Raw genomic sequence first — 15,656 nt, forward strand, 5'->3', positions numbered from 1 at the left:
ACGTTATCTCCTACGTCACGGCATTTGTCTCGCCCTCATATCGGACTCCATCGGAGACGCGCCGACCCTCGTCTCACGCATCACCATGGTCGCCGCCCACGGGACCAAGTCGCGGCCCCGGCGCACTACCCACGGGACACCTTTGGTCATCAGCCATGCCACGTCCGTCGCCGTGCTCGGCACCACCACTCCGTCCCGTTCCACGGACGGCATCTGGACGACGGGCCACCCTGCCGCGGACAACGTACGGGCGTAGCCGTAAGCCAGCCGGCGATGCCCGGACTCGGATGGATGCAACCGGTCGATGCTCCAGGTCTCCCGCTGCCAGACCCAAGGCTGCTGGTCCAGGTCGATACGGATGCCGCCGAAACGTTCGTACGCCTCGTCGTACACGGCGTTGAGCCGACGGATTCGCCGCCACAGCGGCCGGGCCAGAAAGCCCGGCAAGCCGAAGACCCGGCTGTGGTCATGCATCCGGACGGTGAGCGGCGTGGCGCCGGCCGCCGCGAGCGAGCCCACGGTCACCAGGATGTGGTCCCGCATCGCCACGATGTCGAAATCAGAGCGCATGGTGTCGTTCATCCCGACGATCACGGACGCCAGGTCCGGCCGCAACCGCAACGCCTGACTCAGCTGACGGTGCCGGACGTCGGCCGCGCGCGCACCGCTCACCGCCAGGTTGGTGTAACCGGTGTCCGGGCCGAAAGCCTCGGCCAGCAGCGCCGCGAAACCGCGCCACCCGCCGTCCGGCCTCGGATCGCCCATGCCCAGCGTCGTCGAATCGCCAAGCGCTACAAAGGTCACGCTCACGGCCTTCACAGTGCCCGACCGTTCCCCGCCGGAGGTACACGCGGATATGACACACGGTCAAACCATGGGCGAACACTTCAGCCGAACCGAAGAGGGCGCCCGATCGGGTCGATCACGTCCCGCTCCGTCGAGCGCCCGCGCCGCCGATGTCAGCGTCCCTATCGCCCGTCATCTCCCGTCACGCATCGCCGACCGTCGCATATGGTCGGCGGCCACGAAGCGCAGCCGCGTGCACGCGGCCGCCACAGCCGACATGGTGATGGCATCACGCTCAGTCGAACTTGAGCTGGAAGACCTCGAATCCGGCGGCGAACCGGCAACCCATACGCGTCCCGGCCTGGCGAGCGAAACCCTCCAGAAACTCCGCCGGGTCCGGCATGTCCTCGCCCAGCCCTTCCAGGTAGGCGGCATGCGCCCGCAGCGACTCCACACCCAGGTCGAACGTGTCCGTGGTGTCGACGCCGTGCCTTCCGTCGGGCGAAGCGCCCGCCCACACCGCCCGCACGCCGTTCCACGGCTCCAAGCCTTCGTCCAGCAGCTCCCGGAAGACCCATCGGTTGCCCGCGTCCCGCACCCCGTCGAGCACCGCTCGCCCGACCGCGATGTGGTCGGCCTGGTTGAGGAAGACCCCGCCGTACGTCTCACGGAAGTTCCCGGTGATGACGATCTCCGGCCGGTACCGACGGATCACACGCGAGATGTCCCGCCGCAGCGGTAGCCCGTACTCGATGACACCGTCCGGGTAGCCGAGAAACTCCACGTCGTCGACACCGACGATGCGTGCGGATTCCCGCTGTTCCCGCTCACGCAGCGGACCGGCCTCCTCCGGGGGCATCCCGTCGATCCCGGCCTCGCCACTGGTGACCAGCACATAGGAGATCTTCTTGCCCTGCCCGGTCCAGCGGGCTATGGCCGCGGCGCCGCCGTACTCGATGTCGTCCGGGTGCGGAACGAGCACCAGACCGGTGTCCCAGTCTTCGGGCAGCGGCTCCAGGGGTTCCACTGCGACCTCGGCGTCCGTCATGGAGATCCACCTCTCGATCGAATGTAGGTGCCGATCACAACACACACCACGCCGCGGAGCTTCCTGCGCCGGACTACAGCTCCCAGCGGGCTCCCGGGTAGGCCGCCTGTACCGGCCCGTCGAAGGTCGTCTGGGCCTCGGCGACCGCATGTTCGGGGTCACCCCAGGGCGGTACGTGCGTGATGACCAACCGCCCGACGCCGGCCGCCGCCGCGTGCTCACCCGCTTGCCGGCCCGTCATGTGCAGATCCGGCGGGTTGTCGTCGCCGTCGCGGAACGCCGCCTCACAGAGCAGTAGATCGGCGCCGCGCGCGAGCTCGACGAGCGCCGGCGTCGGGCCGGTGTCGCCGGAGTAGACCAGCGATCTCCCGCGGTGCTCGAGCCGCAGCGCGTAGGCGGTCACCGGATGCGCCACCCGCGTCACCGTGACGGTCAACGGCCCGACGCTGAACTCGCCGTCCGGATACGCGTGGAAGTCGAACTCCTCCGCCATGCCGGGATCGGGCGTGTCACCGTAGGCGACGGTCAGCCGCTCCGCGGTGTTCGCCGGGCCCCACACCGGAACACGACGGCGCGGCCGCTTCGGTCCATAGCGCAACGCCACGTAGTAGCCGCACAAGTCCATGAAATGGTCCGGGTGGAGGTGACTGATGAGCACCGCCTCGATGCCGTCGAGACCCTCGTAGTCCACGTGCCGCTGCAGTTCGTGCAAGCCTCCGCTGCCCAGATCGACGACGATGCGGGCCCCGTCCGCCTCGACCAGATACGCCGACGCCGCCGACGACGGACCCGGCAGCGAGCCGGAGCAACCCAACACGGTCAGCTTCACGCCGCGGTCACCTCTCCTCTCATGGCGCCAGCGTCTCCCGTCCTACCACCGGAATCTCGCTGGTCTCCTCCACGATCGCGATCTCCGGTCCGAGGAAACGATGGCCGAGTTCGCTGAACGGACGCGGGTCGCCGGTGGAACGGAACCGATGCTCCGGGGGCGGGAGCGCGTCGCCGCGCATCAAGCCGTGGTCCGCCAGCACCCGGTAGACGTCCTTCGCGGTCTCCTCCGCGCTGCTCACGAGCGTGACGGCCTCTCCCATCACGTAGGAGATGACCCCGGTGAGCATCGGGTAGTGGGTGCAGCCGAGAACCAGCGTGTCCACCCCGGCCTCGCGCACCGGCTCCAGGTAGTCACGCGCCACGCGTTCCAGCTCCGATCCGTGTGTCACGCCCTGCTCGACGAACTCGACGAAGCGCGGGCAGGCCTGGGAGGTGATGCGCAGGTCCGGCGCGGCGGCAAACGAGTCTTCGTAGGCCTTGGAGGTGACCGTCGCCTGGGTTCCGATGACGCCGACGTGACCGTTGCGGGTGGCCGCCACAGCCCGCCGGACCGCGGGTTGGATCACCTCGATCACCGGCACGTCGTATCGCTCACGAGCGTCCCGCAGGACCGCACTGCTGGCCGAATTACAGGCGATGACGAGTAGCTTGACCCCCTCGGCCACCAGCGTGTCCATCACGTCCAGCGCGTACGCGCGGACCTCGGCGATGGATCGGGGACCGTACGGGCCGCGCTCGGTGTCGCCCACGTAGAGCACGGGCTCGTGCGGCAGCTGGTCCAGCACCGCGCGTGCCACGGTCAGTCCGCCCACGCCGCTGTCGAAGATTCCGATCGGCGCGTCGTTGCCGCGCTCGCCGGGGCTGCCGGCCCGCGCGCCACCGTCGTACCCCTGCACCTGAGTCATCGATCCACGAGATTACGACGTTTCGATCAGCCGCGGGCCGAAAGGTGTCCAACGCCACGCCGAATCACCGTGGTCATGCCCAGAGCTGGCCTTCGAGCCGGTCCTCCGCGTCGTCCAGCGTGCCTTCGTAGGCGCCCGTCGACAGGTACTTCCAGCCGCCGTCGGCGACGACGAACGCGATGTCCGCCCGCTCTCCCGCCTGCACGGCCTTGCGCGCGGCACCCAGCGCGGCATGCGCGACCGCACCGGTGGAGATGCCGGCGAAGATACCCTCCACCTCGAGCAGCTCCCGGGTCCGTTTGACGGCGTCGCGTGGCCCGACGGAGAATCTCGACGTCAGCACGGACTCGTCATATAACTCCGGGACGAATCCCTCGTCCAGGTTCCGCAGCCCGTACACCAGCTCGCCGTACCGGGGCTCGGCGGCGATGATCTGCACGCCGGGCACCTTCTCACGCAGGTAGCGCCCGACACCCATGAGCGTTCCGGTGGTTCCGAGCCCGGCCACGAAGTGTGTGATCTCCGGGAGATCATCGAGGATCTCCGGTCCTGTGGTCTCGTAATGCGCGGCCGCATTTCCGGGATTGCCGTACTGGTAGAGCATCACCCAGTCCGGGTGCTCTTCCGCCAGCCCCTTCGCCACGCGCACCGCCTCATTGGACCCGCCGGCCGCCGGGGACGGAATGATCTGAGCGCCCCACATACGCAGCAGCTGCCGCCGCTCCTCCGAGGTGTTCTCCGGCATGACGCACACCAGCCGGTAACCCTTCAGCTTGGCCGCCATGGCGAGCGAGATGCCGGTGTTCCCGGAGGTGGGTTCGAGGATGGTGCACCCAGGCGTGAGCTTGCCGGCTGCTTCGGCCGCCTCGATCATCCGCAACGCCGGGCGGTCCTTCACCGAACCGGTCGGGTTGCGATCCTCCAACTTGGCCCACAGCCGGACGCTCGGCGACGGAGACAGCTTCGGAAGCCCGACCAGCGGAGTCCGGCCGAGCGAGTCCAGCAGCGAGGCGTAGCGCATCTATGCGCTCCGCGGCGCGGATCCACCGGCGACGGCCGGAAGCACCGTGACCGAGTCGCCGTCGGAGAGCGGGGTTTTCAGCCCGTCCAGGAAACGCACGTCCTCGTCGTTGACGTAGACGTTGACGAAGCGGCGCAGCTCACCGTTGTCGATCAACCGCTCGCTCAAGCCGGGATGGCGAGACTCGAGGTCATCGACCAGCGCGGCCAGAGTGTCGCCGGTGCCTTCTACGGCCTTGGCGCCTGAAGTGTACTGACGAAGGATCGTGGGGATACGAACCTCGACGGCCATCGAACATGCTCCCAACAGACTCGGTTGACTCTCGCGTCGTCGCTACTGAGGGCAACAGGCGCAGCCCCCTAATCATTCCTTATGGCACCCATTAGTTATACCCGTAGGCCCCGAGCGTTCTCAGAGCTTGGGTGAACCGCGGAGCAGGCGGCCTTCAGTCGACGACTTTGACCTCTTCCTCGATGACCTCACCGTCCACGATGCGGAAAGAGCGGAACTCTTCCTCGTGCTCGTCCCGCGTGGAGACCAAGACATAGTGGGCATGGGGTTCAGACGCGTAGGAGATGTCCGTGCGCGATGGGTATGCCTCGGTGGCGGTGTGCGAGTGGTAGATCACCACCGGCTCCTCGTCACGGTCGTCCATCTCGCGATAGAGCTGCAGCAGATCCATCGAGTCGAACTCGTAGAACGTGGGCGAGCGCGCCGCGTTGAGCATGGGGATGAACCGCTCCGGTCGGTCCGAGCCGGCCGGCCCGGCGATCACGCCGCACGCCTCGTCCGGATGGTCTTTGCGTGCGTGAGCGACGATGGCATCGACAAGATCGCGGCGTATGGTCAGCACGGTCGCCAGCTTACGCAATCGGCCGGTACGGGCCGCTGCGCGCCTGCCTCAACCGCCGGAGCGCCGACGCCCGGCGTCGCGGATGAGGGCGAGCTTGTCCGGGTTGGAGACCAGGAAGACCGCGCCGATCCTGCCGTCGCGAACGCCGAACGTCACCACCTGATAGATGTCGGCGTCGTACACCACCGCCCCCGGCGACCCGTTGATCTCCATCGGCACGATCGTCGGGCGGCGTTTGCGGCCATAGACGCCGACGAAGAACCGGACGCACCTGTCGACGCCGAGAATGGCGTTCCGGGCCGCCTTGACCTTCCCGCCGCCGTCGGACCACGTCACGACGTCGTCGTGCAGGGTTGCGCGCAGCCCTTCGAGATCACCTTCGCGCGCCGCGGTCAGGAAGCTCTCCAACAGGGCGGCGTGCTCGCGGCGGCTGGGAGCGAACCGGTGATCTCCTTCCGCTAGGCGGTTCCCGGCACGGCGGTACAGCTGGCGACAGTGCTCCGGGGTGCGTTCCACGATCTCCGCGATCTCCGCATACGGCACGTCGAATGCGGAGCGCAGGACGAACACCGCCCGCTCCACCGGGTCGAGCCGCTCCATCAGATACAGCGTGGCCGTGGCCACCGAATCACGTTGCTCCACCGTGTCCAGCGGATCCAGCGGTGCCGCCTCGGTGGGAACCGGCTCGGGCAGCCACGACCCGACGTATGTCTCTCGATTGGAGCCCGAGCGGAGCCGGTCGATGGCGAGCCGGGTCACCATGCGGGTGAGATAACGGCGCGGCTCCCGCACCTCATCATGGTCGACCGTTCTCCAGCGCAGATAGGCGTCTTGCAGAACGTCGTCGGCGTCCGCCGCCGAGCCCAGCACGCGATAGGCCACCCCGAACAGCATGGTCCGATGCGCCTGAAGCTCAGCGGCGGCATCCGCCTGCGAGGTGACCGTCACGCGTGCATCGGCGGCTGCTTGTGTGTCGCGACGGACGTGCGGTTCCATACGTTGATTGTCGCTATGGCGAGCAGGAGATCGGCAAGCTCCTTCTCGGTCCAGAACGTCGCCGCCCGGTCCCAGACCTCATCGGAGACGCCATGCGGACCCAACTCGGTCACCTCGTCGGTGAGGGCCAGAGCGGCCCGCTCCTGGTCGGTGAAGAACGGCGCCTCACGCCACGTCGCGACGGCGAACAGGCGACGGCTGTCCTCGCCCTCGGCCAGCGCGTCCCGGCTGTGCATGTCGACGCAGAACGCGCACCCGTTGGTCATCGAAGCCCGCAGCTTGACCAGGTGAAGCAGGGTCGAATCCACGTTGGCTTGGACGTACTTCTCCAGCGCCCAGACGGCCTGGAAACCCTCCGGGGCAGCGGTGCGGATGTCCATGCGTTGTGTCATCGTCGAGGTTCCTCTTCGTCGTCGTCGATTAGCTGACACCAGAACGACGGAACGACGACGAGCCGACGTGACACGCGCGAACGTGACTCAGCGCACACAGCGTGCCGCTGTCGTCAGTCCCCGCCCCCGTCTCCGCCGTCGCCGCCGCCTCCTCCGTCGAGCATTCCCGCGGCACGGGCGATGGCAGCGTTGACGCCGTAATCGTCGCCGCGCCGCGCCGGCATGTTCCACCGGGAATCCGCCTCGTGACCCTGGATCGCGGTTCGCACGGCCGCATCGGTCATCGCTGCGAATCCGCCGAGCGCGACCCGCCGAGCCTGGGAGGCGTCCGGCGGCAGCTCGGCGCCGAGCTGTGCCAGGACGGCGTGGCCGAGAGCTCACCGGGCTCGGCCCGCGGTATCCGTCCTTCCGCGCGTAGATCAGCGCGCCGGCGATGGGCACGCCGAACCAGCCGAACAACGACAGCACGTCCAGATCGTTGAATTCATCGGCGGTCTCGACCCCCAGGGTCAGCACCCCGGCGAACCATGGCAGGAACGCCAACAGAACCGGGTACGCGATCTTCATCGGCCCGTACGTGCGGCGCAACGGAGTGATCAGCAGGCCCTGCCTGGCCAGTTGGCCGAACAGCACGCTGAGCGCGCCCACGGGCGCCCGGCGACGGACGGCATCGAGCCCATCCCCGCCGTGTTCGCGCACTACGCGAAGAAGTCGCACGTCGTCCGGGCCCAAGCCACGGACGCGCGTCGAGCCGAGAGGTGCGTCGATGGTGTCGTCCATCTCCGCTGCGACGATCAGCTTGCCGGCTTCCGCCCGCACCAACCCGCGTTCGACGAAGTCGACCAGGCGAGCATCGATCGCCCGCACCGGCCCACCGCTGAGCAGACCGACGGGTGCCACGCCCATCGGCCAAGCCTCCACGGCGCGGCGCGCTTCATCCGCCTTCGGCTTGCGATCGGCCCACAGAGCTGCGGCGGCCGACCCCAGCCCACCGACCATGACGAGTCCGAACAGCACCCACCAGATCGCCATCAGCAGCGGCCCGGCAGGTCTGGCACGGTGCCGGCCGCACGTGCCGTCACCCGGCGAACCTCTCGGTCACACCGTCACGGTATGGATCTCCGGCGGCCGGACTCGCAACCGCCGGCGACATCCGATTGAACAGTGCTGGACGTGACGTCGCTCAGGGGTGCATGGCGTCGGCCAGGATCTCGAACGATCGGAGCCGCGACCCGGTGTCGACGATGTTCGACGCCACGATGATCTCGTCCGCCTGCGTGTGGTCGGCGAAAGCCTGCACAACCTCCTTCACCGCCGCCGCGTCGCCGACGGCGGAATGGCGCAGCATCTGCTGCACCTGCTGCCCCACGGGGGACGCGAGGAGCGTCTCGTCGCTGATCGATATCGACGACGCGCCGCCCCGGTTGACCAGGCCCCGCGCCATCCGGGTGAGGTTCTCGACGAAGAGCGCCTCCGCGGCTTGCCGGCTGTCCGCGGCGAACACGTTCATCGCCGCGATCGCATACGGGCGGGAGAGCTGCTCGGACGGCTGGAACTCATCCCGATACGCGCGCAGCGCCTCGTCCAGCGCTGCCGGCGCGAAGTGCGAGGCGAATGCGTACGGCAACCCGAGCTGCGCGGCGAGCTTCGCGCCGAACAGCGAGGATCCGAGGATGTAGATCGGCACGTTGGTATCGGCGCCTGGGATGGCCTGCACGCGCCGGTCGGGCTGCTTCGGCCCGAGCAGGGCCTGCAGTTCCACCACGTCCTGCGGAAAGTACTCGGCTGCGGCCGGGTCTCGCCGCAGCGCCCGGAAGGTCTCCTGGTCTCCGCCCGGGGCGCGTCCCACACCCAGATCGATCCGACCCGGGTACAGCGTCTCCAATGTGCCGAACTGCTCGGCGATGACCAGCGGCGAGTGGTTCGGCAGCATCACCCCGCCGGACCCGACCCGGATCCGCTGTGTGTGCGCCGCGATGTGTGCGATCAGCACGCTCGGTGCCGAGGACAGGATGGACGGCATGTTGTGGTGCTCGGCGAACCAGTAGCGGAGATAGCCGAGCTCTTCGGCCCGCTGTGCCGTCACGACGCTGGCCTGCAGCGTATCCCGCGGTGTGCTGCTGTCCGAGACCGTGGCCAGATCCAGGATCGAGAGCGGCGGCGCCATGCGACATCCCCTGTTCCACAGTGGGCGGCAGCCGTGCGCGGCCCACTGTTACGAATTGTTACCGTACACCTCGGAACCAGCGTAGCCCGCGCCTCCGGCACGCACCGCCACGGCCTGCTCGGCCACGGACGGCAGGTGTAGATTCGATACGGCCGCCGTCGGCACTCACGGTTCCTGCTCCGCCGGCCCAGCCGGGGTCACGACGATCTTGCCGAAGAAGTTCTTCTCCTTGAAGTGGCGCTGCGCCTCGCGCAGGTCGCGCAACGGGAACGTCTTCGCCAGCAGCGGCCGCAGTTCGCCGGCCGTGATGTGCGCCAGCATTTGGGCGAAATCCTCGTGGCTGCCGAAAGAGGAGCCGATCAGCTGCAGTTGCTTGAGGTAGACGGTACGGAGGTCCGTCTGCACGATCGGGCCGGCCATCGCGCCGGCCACCACGTATCGGCCCAGCGGCCGGAGCAGGTCCAGCTGAGCGGAGAACGAGGGGCCGGCGACGACGTCCGCCGCCACGTCGAGCGGCCGGCCTTGCAGCGCCTCCTGCACGTCCGCGACGAGATCCGTGCCGGCGCGGTCGACAACGGCCACCGCCCCCATTTCCCGGGCGCGATCGTGCTTCGCGGCCGAGGCAACCGCGACCACCTGGGCGCCACGGACCGTCGCCAGTTGGATCAGCGCCGATCCGACTCCGCCGGACGCGCCGGTGACCAGCACGGTCTCGCCTGACTGGACCTTCGCCCGGTTGAGCATCCGCATGGCGGTCGTGTAGGCGGTCGGGAAGGTGGCGAGTTCGGCGTCGCTCAGCGGAGTGTCCACGGCGTGCGCGTTGCCGGCCGGCACCGTGACGAACTCCGCGAAGCCGCCGTCCCGCTCGCTGCCGAGGTAGTCGTTGACGACGAGTTCCCGCTCGCCGCCGTCATAGATCATCGGGTCGACGAGGACGCGTTCGCCGATCCGCGATTCCGGGACGCCCGGTCCGACCTGGTCGATCAGCCCGGCCACGTCCGCACCCTGGATGCGCGGGAATCTCAGCGACTCACGCCGCCAGCCGGTCGTGGCCGATGGGTCATCGGAGGATCCGTAGGCGCCCTCCCGCGTCCAGATGTCCGTGTTGTTCAGCGCCGCCGCGCCCACGCGCAGCCGCACCTCGCCCGGCCCCGCCTGGGGATCGGGCACATCCTCGCGATACTCCAGCTTCTCGGGACCCCCGAAGCCGGTGAGCAGGACAGCATGCACGTCTCTCACCTCCGAGTGTATACAGACCGGTATGGTTACTCCATGGGATCACACACTCGGACAGAGGTCAACCCAAGCTCCGTCGTCACCGCGGAGGACCTGCGGACCGTCGGCGCAGACGACACGCGGCCCCGACGACGGCTCGATGACGTCTATGCGCCGCCTTGAGCGTTACGACGCGGAGAACGCGAAGAGCGTGCTCGACCGGAACACCTCACCGGGACGCAGAACCGTCGACGGGAACTGACGATGGTTCGGCGAGTCCGGGAAGTGCTGCGTCTCCAGACACAGCCCGTCCCCCTGGCGATATTGGCGCCCGCCCGTGCCTACCAGCGGTGTCGTGAGCTGATTGCCGGTGTAGAACTGGATGCCCGGCTCAGTGGTATGCACCGAGAGCACCCGGCCGCTGCCCGGCTCGGTGACGCGTGCGGCCAGCTCCAGGCCGTCACCGGAACGCGCCACGACGTAGTTGTGGTCGTATCCGCCGGCGATCACCAGCTGCGGATGCGGGTCACGGATCCGGGTACCGATCTCCATCGGCTCGCGGAAATCCAGCGGCGTGCCCTCGACCGGTGCGATCTCTCCGGTGGGGATCGCCTGCTCGTCGGTCGGCGTGTAGTGCTCCGCGTTCAGCCGCACGAGATGCCCCAGGACGCTACCGCTGCCCTCGCCGGCGAGGTTGAAGTACGCGTGATTGGTCAGGTTCACGATGGTGGGCGCATCCGTGGTCGCGTGATAGTCGATGCGGAGCTCGCCGTCGGCGGTCAGCGTGTAGCGCACCGTCGCCTCGAGCGTGCCGGGGTAACCCTCCTCGCCGTCCGGGCTCGTGTAGGTCAGCTCAACAGCGACGTCGCCGCTCGCGGTGGCGCCGTCCGCGGCGTCGCCGACCACCCGAGCCGACCAGATCCGGTGGCTAAAGCCCGCCGCGCCGCCGTGTAGATGCAACGGCGGACGGTTCTGGGTGAGCCGGTATGTGACGCCGTCCAATGTGAACGTTCCATTCGCGATCCGGTTCGCGTACCGGCCGGTGATCGTGCCGAAGTAGGGGTTCCGCTCCAGATAATCCGCGAGGTTGTCGAAACCGAGGACGATGTTCGCGGACACGCCGTCGCGATCCGGCGTCTCGAGCGACTGCAGAATCCCGCCATAGGTCAGGATCCGCGCCCGCACCCCGGATGCGTTGCTCAAGGTGTAGGCATCCACCTGCGTCCCGTCGGGCGTGGTCCCGAAGACCTCCTCCGTCACGGCTGGCGCTTCCTGCTCGAGCATCCGGTCTCCTCTCGACCGAGTGGTGTCCCTGACGTGTGGCACTGACAGCTTAAGGAGCAGCGGCACAGCCCGGCGACGCGGCTGGCGTCGGGGCCGTCGAGCAATGTGTCGTGCCGGGTCATGCGGCCCTCACCAGACAGGCCCAATGTCCCGTCGTTGTCTGCACAACGGCTCTAAGCACAGGTGCTCGATCTCAGCGAAAGTGAAGACATCGGGTTCAACGAACACAAGCGAGGAGACAAGCTCATGAAGAAGCGGCTGCGGGTCCTAGGAGCGGTGCTCGGAGTCTTCGGCCTGGGTTTCCTGGTCGCGGGCGGCGTTGCCTACACCAAGGTCCAGGACGGCTATGACTCGCTGAACGCGTTCAGCGAGGCGCAGAACGTCACTCTGGCCTACAACGAAGACGGCCAGCTCACCGATCGCGGCACCACCGAAGGCGCGGACGCGATCATGGAGCTGCTCACCGAGGAGTGGAACTACCCGGTTGTCGAGTCGGACCTCGACCCGAACGACCCGGTGGTCAACACCGCGACCGAGTACATGTACCAGATGGCGACGGTCGGCTACCACGTCCTGCACGGAACCCAGACGATCGTCCTGGACGAGACCGTCGAGTACAACGGCGAGACATTCGAAGCCGGCACTTACGAGTTCGACGTCGACGGTCGGTACTGGACCGACTTCGACCGCGAGCACCCGATCGAAGGCGCCGCTCGGGAGATGGCATGGACCGGCACTGCGCACGGCCTCTTCGGCGAACTGGGCGTCGGCACGGTCACCCACTCGACCCTGCAGCTCGGACTGGGCGTCGCCGGACTGCTCGCCGGCCTCGGCGTGACCTTCCTGGCCACCGGCGGCGGCCTCGTCTGGGTCGCTCGCGGACGGCCGGAAGCCGGCGCGAGCCAGCCGGTGACGACCGCTCCGGCCATCGAGATGATCAACAACTGACCAGGACGACCGACGTCGCTGAGCCGACACCGACCCGAGGGGCCTTCCGGATCACCGGTGGGCCCCTCGGCCTGTCGTATCCCGTCCGCCATACCCGGTGTGCCATCCGGTCCGTCATCTCCGGCGCGCCATCCCGTCCGCCATATCCGGCCTGTCACATCGGATCGCTCACATCCGCGCGACCAGCAATCCGGCATAGGCCGTGGTGGCGGCGATGACCGTGGCGGCAGCACCCGCGAGCAAGGCACGGCCCCCGGTTCGCGCCAGAGCGGCCAGCCGGACGCCGGCGCCCAATCCGAACATCGCCGCCGCAAGCAGCAACGTGCTGGCCGTATCCGCGACGCTGAGCGCCGACGACGGCACCACGTCGGCGCTGCGCAGCAGCATCATCCCCAGGAAGCCGAGCACGAAGGCGGGGATCAGCGGACGGCGGCCGTCGGGCGTGCCGTCCCGCTGTCGTACGACGGCCACCGCCGCCACCAGCGGAGCGAGCAACACCACCCGAGCCAGTTTGGCCACGACGGCCACCAGCAGCGCCGGCTCGGCCACGACGGTAGCGGCAGCCACCACCTGCGCCACCTCGTGCACGCTGGCCCCGACCCAGATGCCGTACTCCTCGTGACTCAGGCCGAGCGGCCCCTGCAACCCCGGGTAGAGCGCCATGGCGAGGCTGCCGTAGAGGGTGACCATGGCCACCGCGGTCGCGGTGTCATCGTCCTCGCCGTCCACGACGCTGCTCATCGCGGCGATCGCCGATGCTCCACAGATCGCCGATCCGGTGGCGAGCAGGAGCGCTCGGTCGTCGCCGAGGCCCAATCGTCGCCCGATCCAGCGGGTACCGACGAAGGTGACGACGACGGTGGTCACGATGATGACGAGCGTCACCGGGCGGAGCTGCACAAGTTCGGGTATCGCCAGCTTGAGGCCGAGCAGCACGACGCCCGCACGGAGCATCCGCTTGGCCGCGAACGCCACTCCGGGCTCCGCCGCCGGCCAGAGCAGCCCCAGGTTCCTCGCCAGGATGCCGAGCATCACGGCGCCGGTCAACGGCCCGAGCGCGGGCGACACCATGCTCACCCCGTAGGCCACCGCGACCGCTCCGGCCACAACGGCAAGACCGGGCATGGCACGCCGCACACCCGCAGTTGCCCCGCCCCAGGTTGCCGGCTGCTGCGCGGATACGGTCACGTATCGATCGTGAGCCAGCCCGGCCCCGGGCAGAAGGCCCAGATGGCGATGGGTACATAGACTCGATCTATGAGTTCGCGCCTCGAGCTGCGTGCGATGGAGCTGCTGCTGGCCATCGCCGAACACGGAAGCATCGGAGAGGCTGCCCGCGCGCTACAGCTCGCGCAGCCGACCGTCAGCACCAACCTCCGGCGGCTGGAGCACCAGCTCGGCTTGCGGCTGGTGGAACGGACAGCCCGCGGATCGCGGCTGACACCGACCGGGTCCGCCGTCACCGACTGGGCACGGGAAGTCCTCACCGCCTCGGATCGTTTCGAGGCGGCCGTCGCCGCGCTGCGGCATGAACGCGCCGGTCAGCTCCACGTGTCGGCGAGCATGACCATCGCCGAGTACCTGATGCCTGGGTGGCTCGCCGACCTGCAGCGGCACGAACCCGATCTGGCCATCGCGCTCCGCGTCGGCAATTCGGAGGAGGTGGCCGGCCAGGTGCTGGCGGGCAGCGCCGAGCTGGGATTCGTCGAGGGTGTCACACTTCCGGAGGGCGTGCGCGCACACACAGTTGCCGAGGACCAGCTCGCGGTCGTGGTCTCCGCCGACCACCCGTGGGCGAGCGGACGCCGGCCGGTGACCGTGAGCGAGCTGCTCTCCGCGCGGCTCGTCCTGCGCGAACCCGGATCCGGAACGCGCGAGGCCTTCGACCACGCCGTGGCCGCGCTGGGGTTGCCGCTTCCGCAACCGGCGCTGGAGCTCGGCTCGACCGCATCGATCAAGACCGCCCTGCTCGACTCGGACGGGGTCGGCGTCCTCAGCTCACTGACCGTGCGGGCCGAGCTCGCCGGGCAGCTGCTGGTCGCCGTCGACGTGGCCGGACTCGACCTGCGCCGCCTGCTGCGGCTGATCTGGCGCGCGGACCGCGACCTCACCGGCGCCGCCGCCCTCCTCGCCCGCCGCGCCGTCTCCAAATGATCATGTGAAGTGGGTTTTCTCGTGCCTCAACAGGTCTGCAGGCATGGTAGTGCTGGAGAAAACCCACTTCACATGATCATTTAGGGCGGGGTTAGGGGAGGCCGGCGGAGAGGGTGCGGACGAGTGTTTCCTGGAGCCAGCCCAGCCAGTCGTAGACGTCGTGGATGTGCCGGCGAGGATCGTCCTCCGGAAGGCTCAACCACTGATCCTCGTCGTCCTCGGAGACGCCGAGCCGGGTGCCGAGCGCCAGCCGCAGGTCGGTCAGGGTCCGCAGCCACGCATCCGCTTCCTCGGCGTTGAGTTCGACACGCGTCTTCTCGCGCGACTTACGCTCGCCCGGGTCCACCCCCTCGGCCGTGGCCAGGGACGCGAGCACGGTAGCGGCCATGCCCGCCTTGGCCTCGCGCAGTCCACGTTCGGTGAACCGCCGGAAGTCCGACGCGGCCTCGTCGTCGCCCTGGTACCCGTCCGGGAACAGTCGCAGCACGACTGGATCCGTCGGCCGTTTCGGCGTGTCGTCGTCGGCCAGGCCCAGCGCCGCGGCCCAGCCGTCGTCATCGCCCTCTTTCTGCTCCGGTGTGTCCCGCACCAGCTCCAACAGCTGGCCCACCAATGAGCGCAGAAGCTCGACCTCGGCCGTATGGAAGGACGCGGTCACGCCACCCCCGCGCGCCCGCCGGAACGCTGTACTCAGCCTAGGTCCCCCGCCTTCTGCAGTGTGGCCCACAATCCGTAGGAGTGCATGGCCTCGACGTCACGCTCCATCTCCTCACGGCTGCCCTCAGACACGACGGCCTTGCCTTTCTCGTGTACATCGAGCATGAGCCGCTCCGCCTTCGGCTTCGGGTAGGCGAAGTAGGCCTGAAAGACGTACGTCACGTAGGACATGAGGTTGACCGGGTCATTCCACACAACCGTCACCCAGGGGGTCTCCGGCGCCGGAGCTTCGGTCTCCTCGACCTCCGGACGCTCGATCTCGACAGGTGCGGTCGTCACAATCCTCAAGTGTCGCACTCTTGGCTCGCTGCGGCCACATTCACCGCCCAGTGGCGCGCC

Annotated in this window: 18 protein-coding genes; 2 read left to right on the top strand and 16 right to left on the bottom strand. The window is 68.5% G+C overall.

Annotated features, from left to right (window positions below):
• Window positions 1–15: 15 nt before the first annotated feature.
• The 13 genes from G1H10_RS15510 to G1H10_RS15570 all read right to left on the bottom strand — a co-directional run bounded on the left by G1H10_RS15510 (window position 16) and on the right by G1H10_RS15570 (window position 11,498).
• A complete protein-coding gene (locus G1H10_RS15510; protein ID WP_216853298.1) occupies window positions 16–810 on the bottom strand; it encodes an SGNH/GDSL hydrolase family protein in 795 nt (264 codons plus the stop codon).
• A gap of 271 nt (window positions 811–1,081) precedes the next feature.
• The gene (locus G1H10_RS15515; protein ID WP_163739369.1) at window positions 1,082–1,834 is read right to left on the bottom strand and encodes a PIG-L deacetylase family protein; all 753 of its coding nucleotides are present in this window, start codon (window positions 1,832–1,834) and stop codon (window positions 1,082–1,084) included.
• Between the two features lie 73 nt (window positions 1,835–1,907).
• Complete coding sequence (locus tag G1H10_RS15520; RefSeq protein ID WP_163739371.1) at window positions 1,908–2,663, bottom strand: MBL fold metallo-hydrolase; 756 nt, start codon at window positions 2,661–2,663, stop codon at window positions 1,908–1,910.
• A 19-nt stretch (window positions 2,664–2,682) separates the two neighbouring features.
• Window positions 2,683–3,570 (bottom strand): glutamate racemase, encoded by an 888-nt coding sequence (murI, locus tag G1H10_RS15525; protein WP_163739373.1) that lies wholly within the window; start codon window positions 3,568–3,570, stop codon window positions 2,683–2,685.
• 73 nt (window positions 3,571–3,643) lie between these two features.
• Window positions 3,644–4,591, bottom strand: coding sequence for a PLP-dependent cysteine synthase family protein (locus G1H10_RS15530; RefSeq protein WP_163739375.1), 948 nt, complete (start codon window positions 4,589–4,591; stop codon window positions 3,644–3,646).
• Window positions 4,592–4,882, bottom strand: coding sequence for a MoaD/ThiS family protein (locus G1H10_RS15535; RefSeq protein WP_163739376.1), 291 nt, complete (start codon window positions 4,880–4,882; stop codon window positions 4,592–4,594). It lies immediately after the preceding gene.
• 154 nt (window positions 4,883–5,036) lie between these two features.
• Window positions 5,037–5,444: a M67 family metallopeptidase gene (locus G1H10_RS15540; RefSeq protein WP_163739378.1), complete on the bottom strand. Its 408-nt coding sequence runs from the start codon at window positions 5,442–5,444 to the stop codon at window positions 5,037–5,039.
• 48 nt (window positions 5,445–5,492) lie between these two features.
• Entirely contained in the window at window positions 5,493–6,392 is a 900-nt protein-coding gene (gene sigJ, locus G1H10_RS15545) for an RNA polymerase sigma factor SigJ (RefSeq protein ID WP_216853300.1), read from the bottom strand.
• Window positions 6,389–6,832, bottom strand: a complete 444-nt coding sequence (locus tag G1H10_RS15550; protein ID WP_216853301.1) for a carboxymuconolactone decarboxylase family protein — start codon at window positions 6,830–6,832, stop codon at window positions 6,389–6,391. Before G1H10_RS15550 ends, sigJ begins: the two co-directional genes overlap by 4 nt.
• Window positions 6,833–6,919: 87 nt before the next feature.
• Window positions 6,920–7,864, bottom strand: coding sequence for a hypothetical protein (locus G1H10_RS15555; protein WP_163739382.1), 945 nt, complete (start codon window positions 7,862–7,864; stop codon window positions 6,920–6,922).
• A 151-nt stretch (window positions 7,865–8,015) separates the two neighbouring features.
• Window positions 8,016–8,999: an LLM class flavin-dependent oxidoreductase gene (locus G1H10_RS15560; protein ID WP_163739384.1), complete on the bottom strand. Its 984-nt coding sequence runs from the start codon at window positions 8,997–8,999 to the stop codon at window positions 8,016–8,018.
• Window positions 9,000–9,164: 165 nt separating this feature from the next.
• Window positions 9,165–10,229, bottom strand: coding sequence for an alcohol dehydrogenase family protein (locus G1H10_RS15565; protein ID WP_163739555.1), 1,065 nt, complete (start codon window positions 10,227–10,229; stop codon window positions 9,165–9,167).
• Window positions 10,230–10,400: 171 nt separating this feature from the next.
• Window positions 10,401–11,498 (bottom strand): aldose epimerase family protein, encoded by a 1,098-nt coding sequence (locus G1H10_RS15570; RefSeq protein ID WP_163739386.1) that lies wholly within the window; start codon window positions 11,496–11,498, stop codon window positions 10,401–10,403.
• A 246-nt stretch (window positions 11,499–11,744) separates the two neighbouring features.
• On the opposite strand from G1H10_RS15570, the gene G1H10_RS15575 reads away from it, so the two are divergent.
• Window positions 11,745–12,446 (top strand): hypothetical protein, encoded by a 702-nt coding sequence (locus G1H10_RS15575; RefSeq protein ID WP_163739387.1) that lies wholly within the window; start codon window positions 11,745–11,747, stop codon window positions 12,444–12,446.
• Between the two features lie 168 nt (window positions 12,447–12,614).
• Here G1H10_RS15575 and G1H10_RS15580 read toward each other — a convergent pair whose 3' ends face one another.
• The gene (locus tag G1H10_RS15580) at window positions 12,615–13,634 is read right to left on the bottom strand and encodes a YeiH family protein (protein WP_216853303.1); all 1,020 of its coding nucleotides are present in this window, start codon (window positions 13,632–13,634) and stop codon (window positions 12,615–12,617) included.
• 69 nt (window positions 13,635–13,703) lie between these two features.
• Between G1H10_RS15580 and G1H10_RS15585 the strand changes: the two genes are divergently transcribed.
• A complete protein-coding gene (locus tag G1H10_RS15585) occupies window positions 13,704–14,600 on the top strand; it encodes a LysR family transcriptional regulator (protein WP_163739389.1) in 897 nt (298 codons plus the stop codon).
• Between the two features lie 91 nt (window positions 14,601–14,691).
• On the opposite strand, the gene G1H10_RS15590 is transcribed toward G1H10_RS15585, so the two are convergent.
• The gene (locus G1H10_RS15590) at window positions 14,692–15,327 is read right to left on the bottom strand and encodes a DUF2017 domain-containing protein (protein WP_312856585.1); all 636 of its coding nucleotides are present in this window, start codon (window positions 15,325–15,327) and stop codon (window positions 14,692–14,694) included.
• Window positions 15,291–15,596 carry an ATP-dependent Clp protease adapter ClpS gene (gene clpS / locus G1H10_RS33985; protein WP_312856586.1) on the bottom strand — a complete coding sequence of 102 codons (306 nt, stop codon included), beginning with the start codon at window positions 15,594–15,596 and terminating at the stop codon, window positions 15,291–15,293. The genes G1H10_RS15590 and clpS overlap by 37 nt, the downstream gene beginning before the upstream one ends.
• Between the last annotated feature and the right edge of the window lie 60 nt (window positions 15,597–15,656).

Origin of the sequence: Phytoactinopolyspora halotolerans (assembly GCF_010550675.1) — a bacterium.
GTDB classification, from domain to species: domain Bacteria; phylum Actinomycetota; class Actinomycetes; order Jiangellales; family Jiangellaceae; genus Phytoactinopolyspora; species Phytoactinopolyspora halotolerans.